An 8,862-nucleotide genomic window follows, 5' to 3' on the forward strand; every position below is an offset into this window, starting at 1 on the left:
CCGCGCGGCGTCACCCGCCCGGCGCCGCGGCCACCGCCTCGTGCGGCCGAAACCGCGGCCGGGATCACGCGCGGCGTCACCAGCGCGGCGTCACCAGCCCAGCGCCGCGGCCACCGCCTCGTGCGGCCGAAACCGCAGCCGGTAGCACGGCACCTCCGCCGCGAAGCGCGCGCCGACGTCGAGCACGGCCGCCGCGATCCGCGGCAGCGCGCTGTAGATGAGGACGTTCTCCATCAGGCGCGGCAGCGCGGCCGCCGGCGGCAGCGCCGTCCGCTCGTCGCGCGGCGCGTGCGCGAGGCTGTGGTAGCTCGCCAGCGGCACGACGCGCCCGAACGGCAGGTCGGGCTCGGGCGTGAAAAACGGCGGCAGCTCCACGAGCCAGCCGCCGGCGGCGCGGCGGACCACCAGCAGCTCGTCGGCCAGCCGCGTGCGGCCGCTGCCGGGCCGCGACAGCAGCCGGGCGATCGTCGACTTGCCCGCCCCCGAGTGGCCGGAGAACACGTAGGCGCGCCCGTCGCGCTCGACCGCCGACGCGTGTAGCGCGAAGCCGCCGCGCCGCACGAGCGCCGTCGCCAGTGCGACGCGCCAGCCGGCCTCCGCGCCGAGCGGGCGGGCGTGGGTGAACCGCGCGCGCACCGGCGCCGCCGGGTCGGCGGGCACCTCGACGCGCCCGACGACGTCGGCCCGCCACAGCTCGAGCGCGTCGTCGCCAGCGGCGCGCGCGTCGAACGCGGGCGGGTTCGCCGCCGGCGGCGCCGAGAACCGCGGGTCGGCGACCAACTCGACGACGAGGTCCGGGTCGCCGTCGCCCGCCGGCAGCCCGCGGAGCCGATCGACCACCGGGTTCGACTCGCTGGCGGCGACCTCGGCGACGATGCCGGCCACGCGCGCGCGCGTCACCGCCGGCACCGCCGCCCCCTCCGCGCGCGCGGCGCCGCCGTCACGCGCGCCCCTCCAGCGCGCCGAGCAGCGCCGCCGCCGCGGCCGACCGGTCGCGCGACGGCAGCCGCCAGCACGGCACGTCGACCGCGAGCCGCGCCGCCGTGTCGAGCAGCGCCTCGCCCAGCGGGCCGCCGGCGGCGTAGGCCAGCGCCGCCGCCGGCACCGCCGCCATCGCCTGCGCTGCCGCCAGCCGGACCGGCGGCCCCGACTCGGCCGGCGCCAGCGCGCACCAGCCGGCCAGCGGAAACGACGCCCCGAACGGCAGCGGCTCCGAGTCATAAAACGGCGCCACGAACACGCGCCAGCCGCCGGGCCGCGCGCGGACCACCAGCAGCTCGTCGGCCAGCTTCGCGCCGCCGGTCGCCGCCACCAGCGCCGCCGCGATCGACGTCTTGCCCGACCCGCTGTCGCCGCACAGCGCCACCGCCGGCGCGTCGGCCGCCGGCCCGAGCGCCGCCGCCGACGCGTGCAGCACGAGCCCGCCGCGGGCCGGCAACGCGATCGCCAGCGCCGTGCGGATCGCCGTCTCCGTCGTCGCCGGCCGCGCCGCGCGAAACCGCGCGCGCACCGGGCCGTCGCGCGGCACGCGCACCTCGCCGCGCACGTCCGCGCGCGACAGCCGCAGCCCCGGCGGCTCGCCCGGCGCCGGCTCGGCGCGCAGCGCGGCCGCCGCCTTCCCCCGCGGGGGCGACGCGTCCAGCTCCGGCGCCGGTTCGATGTCCACCGTCACGTCCGGCGCCGCCTGCCCGCCGGCGCGCGCGCAGCGGCGGTAGCGCGCGGCCACGGCGTCGATCGGCGCCGCCGCCGGCGACCGGACCCGCACCTCCAGGTCCGCCAGACGAAACGCCAGCTCGACCATGTCGCGCCCGCCGGGCGTCAGGCCGGCTCGGCCACCAGGATCTTGCGGTTCACGAGGTCCTCGCAGCACGCGCGCACGTCCGCCAGCGCGGTGTCCAGGTCGACCTCGTACTGTTCGACGATCGCCCGGGCCGCGTCCTCGGCCGTGCAGCCGGCGGCCGCGCACTCCCAGATGAGGGCCGCCGTCTCGTTGAGTTCGTGCAGCCGCTGGTCGTCGGGCGTCACGACGAACACGACCTCGTCCATCCGTCGCCCGGCGACGCGCGGGTTCTGGCGGTATCGCAGCCCGGCTGACACGGGGCCGAACGTTAGCACGGCGCGCAATCGTTTGACACCGCGGCGACGGCGCGAGTAGCGTGCGGGCGGTCATGCCGGAAGCGCCCACGCCCCCGTCCTGTCCCGCCCCGGCCGAGCGGGTCGCCGTCCTCGGCCTCGGCTATGTCGGCCTGCCGGTCGCGCTCGCGTTCGGCCGCGCCTACCACGTGGTCGGCTTCGACATCGACGCCCGCAAGGTCGCGCTGCTGCGCGAGGGCGTCGACCCGGCCGGCCAGGCGACGGCCGACGAGCTGCGCGAAACGCGGGTCGCGTTCACCAGCGACGAGCGCGACCTGCGCGACATCGACGCGTTCGTCGTCGCGGTGCCGACGCCGATCGACACCACCCGGCGACCCGACCTGTCCGCGCTGCGCGGCGCCACCGAGATCGTCGGCCGCGCGCTGAAGCCGGGCGCGGTCGTCGTCTACGAGTCCACGGTCTACCCGGGCGTGACCGAGGAGGTGTGCGCCCCGCTGCTCGAGCAGGTCTCCGGCCTGCGCGCCGGCGTCGACTTCCACCTCGCCTACTCGCCCGAGCGGATCAACCCCGGGGACGCCGAACACACCTTCGAGCGCATCCAGAAGGTCGTCGCCGGCGACGACGCCGCCACGGTCGACCGCGTCGCGGCGCTGTACGGCCGCGTCGTCACCGCGGGCGTCTTCCGCGCGGCGTCGATCAAGGTGGCCGAGGCCGCCAAGGTGCTCGAGAACACGCAGCGCGACCTCAACATCGCCCTGATGAACGAGTTCGCGATCATCTGCGACCGGCTCGGCATCCGCACGCGGGACGTGCTCGATGCAGCGGCAACCAAGTGGAACTTCCTGCGGTTTTCGCCCGGGCTGGTCGGCGGCCACTGCATCGGCGTCGATCCCTACTACCTCACGACGAAGGCCGAGGAGCTCGGCTACCATCCCGAGGTGATCCTGGCGGGGCGGCGCATCAACGACAACATGGGCGTGTACGTCGCCGGCCGGCTCATCAAGCTGCTCGCGCGCGCGGGCGCGGCGATCAAGGGCGCGCGCATCGGCGTGCTCGGGCTGGCGTTCAAGGAGAACGTCGGCGACGTGCGCAACAGCCGCGTGCCGGACATCTGTGCGGAACTCGCGCAGTTCGGCGCCGAGGTGCTCGTGCACGACCCGCTCGCCGACCGCGACGAGGCCCGGCGCCACTACGGCATCGCGCTGTGCGAGTGGGACGCGCTGCGCGACCTCGACGCCGTGGTGCTGGCCGTGCCGCACGCGGCGTACCTCGACGGCGGCGCCGCCGAAGCCCTCGCGCGCCTGCGCCCGGGCGGCGTCGTCGTCGACGTCAAGTCCGCGCTCGACCCGGCCGCCGTGCCGGCGGGCGCGACCTACTGGAGCTTGTGACCGCGCGCGTCCCCGACGAGAGGCCCTTGCCATGACGACCGCCCCCACCCCCGCCGACGCCCGCATCCGTGACGCGCTCGCCGCCCACCCGCGGCGCTGGCTGGTCACCGGCGCCGCCGGCTTCATCGGCTCGCACCTGGCCGAGCGGCTGCTCGCGCTCGGGCAGCACGTCGTCGGCACCGACAACTTCGCCACCGGCCACCGCGACAACGTCGACGCCGTGCGCGAGGCGGCCGGCGCCGCCGCCGACCGCTACGACTTCCGCGAGGCCGACGTGCGCGACCCGGACGCCTGCCGCGCGATGTGCGACGGCGTCGACATCGTGCTGCACCAGGCGGCGCTCGGCTCCGTGCCGCGCTCGGTCGAGGATCCCGTGGCCACCCACGAGGCGAACGTCGACGGCTTCTTGCACCTGCTCATCGCCGCCCGCGACGCCGGCGTCGAGCGGTTCGTCTACGCCTCGTCGAGCGCCGTGTACGGCGACGAGCCCGCGCTGCCGAAGGTCGAGGACCGCATCGGCGCGCCGCTTTCTCCGTACGCCGCGACCAAGCGGTTCGACGAGCTGTACGCTGCGGTGTTCCAGTCGCTGTACGGCATCGAGTGCATCGGGCTGCGCTACTTCAACGTGTTCGGGCCGCGCCAGGATCCCAACGGGCCCTACGCCGCCGTCATCCCGCGGTGGATCGCCCGGCTCGCGGCCGGCCAGCCGTGCGAGGTCTACGGCGACGGCAGCCAGACGCGCGACTTTTGCCACGTCGACAACGCGGTGCAGGCCAACCTGCTGGCGGCGCTCGCGCCCGCGGACGCCACCGGCCGCGTGTACAACGTCGCCTGCGGCGAGCGCACGTCGCTGCTCGAGCTGTTCGCCGCCCTCCGCGACGCCGTCGCCGAGGTCCGCGCCGACGTTCGGGCGGCGGAACCCGTGTTCGCCGACCCGCGGCCCGGCGACATCCCCCACTCGCTGGCCGACATCTCGCTCGCGCGCGAGCGGCTCGGCTACGAGCCGGCCGTCCGCGTCCGCGACGGCTTGGCGGCGACCGCCCGCTGGTTTCTGCGCCACCGGCCGGCGGCGCGCTGACCGCCGCGCGCGCGGAGCGCGCGATCGACGACGCGCGCCAGCGAGATCGCCGCCGTGCAGGCCGCCTCGCGCGCGCCGTCGGACAGCAGCACGCGCCGCGCCGCGCGCTGCGGCCAGCCGGGCGCGACCGCCGCCGCCACCGCGCCGACTGGAGGCGCCGGCACCCCGCGCGGCATCGGCGCCGCACAGCCGGCCGGCCACGCCTCGCCGAGCACCCGCGCGCACATCGCCAACGCCGCGTCCACCCCGCGCCGCGCCCGGTACGCCCGCGCCCTCGCCCGCGCCTCCGCCACCGCATCGGGCCCGACCGCGCGGACCAGCCGCCCCGCGTCCACGAACGCCAGCAGCGGCGCGAACAGCTCGGCGCGCATGAGCGACGCCATCAGGAACAGCACCTCGTCCGCCGGGTCCAGGCGCAGCGCGCCGTCCGCGCGCTCCGCCGCCGGCCGCGCCCGCGCCATCACCGCGTCGGTCGAGATGCGCGTCCGGCCCGGCTGCACGATGCCCACGTGCAGATCGATCCACGACCGGCCGCGCGCAAGCGCCGTTGCGTGGTGAAGCGGCGGCTGCACCGTGGGCCGGTAGCCCAGGCCCGCGAGCGCGCGCAGCGCCGTCCGCCGGTCGCGCGGGCGCACCAGCAGGTCGACGTCCGACATCGGCCGCTCGGCCGGGTCCGCGTACAGCCACCCGGCGTACGCCGCACCCTTGATGACCGCCACCGCCACGCCGGCCCGCCGCAGCACCGCCACCGCCTCGGCCAGCGCCGCCGCGCGCTCGGCCGCCTGCACCGACGACAGCGCGTAGTCCGCGCGGTACGCGCGGCAGCCCGCCCGGTACGCCAGCGGCCCCAGCCGGTGCGCGCGCACCTCGCGCTCCGGCAGCGACCGATCGCCGGCCGCGTCCCCCGCGACCAGACCTCGCGCCAGCGCGAGCACCGCGGCGCCCGCTTCGCCCGTGGTCGTCACACGCCCGAGTCTACGGGAGCCCCCGCCCGCGACCACCGCGGTCGCCTACGCTCGCAAGAGGTCCAGCTGCTCGCGGAAGTAGGCAATGGTTGCAGCCAGCCCGTCTTCGAGCTGAACCGTGGGCTGCCAGCCGAGCAGCTCGCGCGCCTTCGAAATGTCGGGCCGCCGGCGCGCGGGGTCGTCGTTCGGCAGCGGTCGATGCTCTACGCGAGACGGACTCCCCGCCAGGTGCAGCACCTCGCGCGCGAGCTCGGCGATGGTCGTTTCGCGAGGATTGCCGAGATTCACGGGTCCGGGATCCGTTGCGCAATCCATCAACCGAATCAATCCCTCTACCAGATCGCTCACGAAGCAGAACGAGCGCGTCTGGGTTCCCTCCCCGTACACGGTAAGCGGCTCGCCGCGCAATGCCTGCACGACGAAGTTGGACACGACGCGGCCGTCGTTCTCGTGCATGCGAGGCCCGTATGTATTGAAGATACGCGCGATGCGCACCTCAACCCGGTACTGGCGAGCGTACGACACCGTCAGCGCTTCCGCGCAGCGTTTGCCTTCGTCATAGCACGCACGGTCGCCGATCGGGTTGACGTGACCCCAGTAGCTCTCTCGTTGCGGGTGCTCCTGCGGGTCGCCGTACACCTCGCTGGTCGAAGCGATCAGCAGGCGCGCGCCAACCTCGCGCGCCATGTCGAGCATGTGCAGCGTGCCCTGCACGGCGGTCCGGATGGTGCGCACCGCGTTGCGCTGGTAATGAATGGGTGATGCCGGGCACGCCAGGTGGTAGATCTGGTCTACCTCGAAGACCGCCGGCTGCGTGACGTCGTGGCGCACCAACTCGAACCGGTGGTGGTCGAGCAGCGCGTCGACGTTGCGCCGTGTCCCCGTGAAAAAATTGTCGAGACACAGGACCTCGTCGCCGCGGTCGATCAGTCGCTCACACAGGTGCGAGCCGAGAAAGCCCGCGCCACCGGTCACGAGGATGCGCATGAAGCCTGATTACCGCGCGGCGTGCCATCCGCGCAACCGCACCCGCACGCTCCCGCGAGGATCAGGCGGCAGGTTTCGTGGCCACGGTAAGCAAGCTCTGGCCGATCGGCGGTTCCACGATCGACTCTATCCGTTGCAAGATCGGGATCACCAACTGATCGTAGACCGTCACCGAGCCCGTGCCCCAACCGCGCCACTTGAAGATGCGGCCCATGAGGAACCAGGTAGCGATACCAGCCGAATTCAGATAACGAAGCTTTTCGACCTGGAACCCGGCATCCTGCAGTAGCTGCCGCAGCGGCCGCTTTGCGTAACGGCGGTAGTGCCCAAACGCCTCGTCGAGCGACCCGTAGATCCATTGCAACGCCGGCACCATCAAGTAGAGGCGTCCCCCGGGCCGTAGCAGGCGGTGCATCTCGCGAACGGCCGAGCGATCGTCGCGAATGTGCTCGAGGACGTTCACGCAGACGATCGAGTCAAAGGACGCACTGCGTTGCTGTACAGCAAAGGCTTCGAATGATTGAGCTACGATGTCGGTCTTGACCCTGTCCCCGTTGCCGGTTTCGACCGTCTCACGCAAGCGCTCCAACAGATTCGTCGAGGGTTCGAGACACACCATTGCGTCCGGTGAGTGACGACGCAGACGCCGCGTGAGGTTCCCGGTCCCGGCCCCCACCTCGAGGCACGTCCCGAGTCGTTCCAGCTCGAACTCCGCAAGGATCCACTCGTAGTAGCGGTCGGCCGTCGCGAGCGCCTCCAACTCGGCGCCGTCGTAATGGAGGGGCTGTGCAGGTGCCATCGGACGCGCATCGTATCGCGTGACGAGCCCAGCGGCTAGCGCCGGCGTCGTACCGCGATCGCGCACAATCCCAGCAGGGCCCACAGATGCCGCGCCTCCTCGGAGGCGGCGAAAAGCCCGTGGAACAGCAGCCCACCAGCCAGTCCAGCGAGCAGCGCTTGCCGGAGCCGCGCGGCCACGTCGTCCGCAGTGGCGTCTGCCGGGCCCCTGCGTACCAGGGGCGCGATAATCGACGCAAGGAGCGCGACGAATGCGCCGAGCCCAATGACACCAGACTGTCCGGCGACACTTAGCCAGACGTCGTGTGCTTCCATTCGATGCGGCTCGACCGGCCCTTGGACCTGGGCAAGGCTTGACGCCGGCACGAAGGCTCGCGGGTCTGTCGTGACCGCCGGGTACTCGCCGTAGCCGATGCCGGTCCACGGATGCTCCCGAAACGTCTGCAAAGCCCCACTCCAAATGGACGGCCGCGGACCGTCCCACAGACGAAGTTCGCGTTCGCCAAGCGCGATTCCGCCACTACCCGGCGGACCGATAGTCGCGATTGTGGCGGTCGTGAGAACGAGCGTCGCGAGTATCGTGGCCGTAAACAGCCCAATCCGAAGCGGTCTCCGGAATCGCAACGGTAACCACAGGCGATGCGCGATGGATAGACCGATCGCGATCCCGGCAAATCCCGTTGACAGCGTTGACAAGCCTACCAACGCCGCGCCCGCGGCCACGCAGACTCTCGCAGCGACGCGCCAGCGCGCCAGCGCAACGAGCGCAACCGGTGTCGCGATGGCGAGGTAGTTCGCGAGCATATTGGGGTGGACCGAGCACAGAGCCAGGCGCGGGTACGGGCCTGGTTTGAGGGCGCCGTAGCCGAGCATCAGGTTGGATCGGACCCAATCGGGCACGATCCAAAACCCGACGAGTCCAACGATGCCCAAGACCACCGTCAACGCAACCCCAAGAAGCCACGCTCTGAGCAGCCAGTGCACATCCTTGGTGGATTGGACCAGCATGGGGCTGAGCGGCACGAGGAAGATGAGCGCGGCGTATGCAGCCAGCTTCCCGACATTTCGCAGTTGCAGGCCGGGACCCAGCAGCACTGACAGCAATTGCGCGCAAACGAACGCGGCAGCCAATGCCGTCAGCGCTGGATCGGGGCAACGTCTGATGCGACCACGGATCCAGTCGACGGTTGCCGTCAAGTAAAGGGCGACTAGCAGTACATCTGAGATCTGAACCGGAAATCCGAGAAGCGTGCCTAGCGGCGGTCGCGCGAATGGCAAACTTGCGACGAACAAGCAATAGGCAACCAGCGATGGATTGGTACGCGGCCCGCGATCGGATGAATCACGCAGAAAACTCGGCGAGGCGTCCGCCAACGTGGCGAGCATGGATTAGCGGGAAAACAAATTGTAGCGGGCTATGCAGTACATTGTCCGGACGCCATCTTTCCAGCCAATTTTCTTGCCCTCCGCGTACGTGCGCCCACTGTAACTCACCGGGACTTCAAATACTCGACAGCCGAGCTTCGCGATCTTCGCGGTAAATTCGGGTTCA

At 72.3% G+C, this 8,862-nt stretch carries 10 protein-coding genes; 2 read left to right on the forward strand and 8 right to left on the reverse strand.

Translation table 11 applies throughout. The annotated features are described in order from the left end of the window. Positions 1-90: 90 nt before the first annotated feature. Genes D6689_21635 through D6689_21645 form a run of 3 tightly spaced genes read right to left on the reverse strand, consistent with a single transcriptional unit; the run spans position 91 to position 2,046 of the window. Positions 91-900: a hypothetical protein gene (locus D6689_21635; protein ID RMH36850.1), complete on the reverse strand. Its 810-nt coding sequence runs from the start codon at positions 898-900 to the stop codon at positions 91-93. A gap of 40 nt (positions 901-940) precedes the next feature. Beyond that, on the reverse strand, positions 941-1,801 hold the full coding sequence (locus tag D6689_21640) for a hypothetical protein (protein RMH36851.1): 861 nt from the start codon (positions 1,799-1,801) through the stop codon (positions 941-943). A 17-nt stretch (positions 1,802-1,818) separates the two neighbouring features. Continuing rightward, positions 1,819-2,046 (reverse strand): PqqD family protein, encoded by a 228-nt coding sequence (locus D6689_21645; protein RMH36852.1) that lies wholly within the window; start codon positions 2,044-2,046, stop codon positions 1,819-1,821. Positions 2,047-2,168: 122 nt separating this feature from the next. Between D6689_21645 and D6689_21650 the strand changes: the two genes are divergently transcribed. Together D6689_21650 and D6689_21655 are read left to right on the forward strand one after the other, a co-directional pair. Next, positions 2,169-3,482 carry a nucleotide sugar dehydrogenase gene (locus tag D6689_21650; protein ID RMH36853.1) on the forward strand — a complete coding sequence of 438 codons (1,314 nt, stop codon included), beginning with the start codon at positions 2,169-2,171 and terminating at the stop codon, positions 3,480-3,482. A gap of 31 nt (positions 3,483-3,513) precedes the next feature. Continuing rightward, entirely contained in the window at positions 3,514-4,560 is a 1,047-nt protein-coding gene (locus D6689_21655) for an SDR family oxidoreductase (protein ID RMH36854.1), read from the forward strand. On the opposite strand, the gene D6689_21660 is transcribed toward D6689_21655, so the two are convergent. From D6689_21660 to D6689_21680, 5 genes are all read right to left on the reverse strand, one after another. Next, complete coding sequence (locus tag D6689_21660) at positions 4,479-5,561, reverse strand: hypothetical protein (protein ID RMH36855.1); 1,083 nt, start codon at positions 5,559-5,561, stop codon at positions 4,479-4,481. The genes D6689_21655 and D6689_21660 overlap by 82 nt on opposite strands. Before the next feature lie 9 nt (positions 5,562-5,570). Beyond that, the gene (locus D6689_21665) at positions 5,571-6,512 is read right to left on the reverse strand and encodes an SDR family oxidoreductase (protein RMH36856.1); all 942 of its coding nucleotides are present in this window, start codon (positions 6,510-6,512) and stop codon (positions 5,571-5,573) included. A 61-nt stretch (positions 6,513-6,573) separates the two neighbouring features. Further along, positions 6,574-7,311 (reverse strand): class I SAM-dependent methyltransferase, encoded by a 738-nt coding sequence (locus D6689_21670; GenBank protein RMH36857.1) that lies wholly within the window; start codon positions 7,309-7,311, stop codon positions 6,574-6,576. 35 nt (positions 7,312-7,346) lie between these two features. Continuing rightward, entirely contained in the window at positions 7,347-8,696 is a 1,350-nt protein-coding gene (locus D6689_21675; GenBank protein ID RMH36858.1) for a hypothetical protein, read from the reverse strand. Positions 8,697-8,699: 3 nt separating this feature from the next. Continuing rightward, a partial coding sequence (locus tag D6689_21680) for a glycosyltransferase family 2 protein (protein ID RMH36859.1) occupies positions 8,700-8,862 on the reverse strand: 163 nt, incomplete at its 5' end.

Source organism: Deltaproteobacteria bacterium (assembly GCA_003696105.1).
GTDB lineage: Bacteria > Myxococcota_A > Polyangia > Haliangiales > J016 > J016.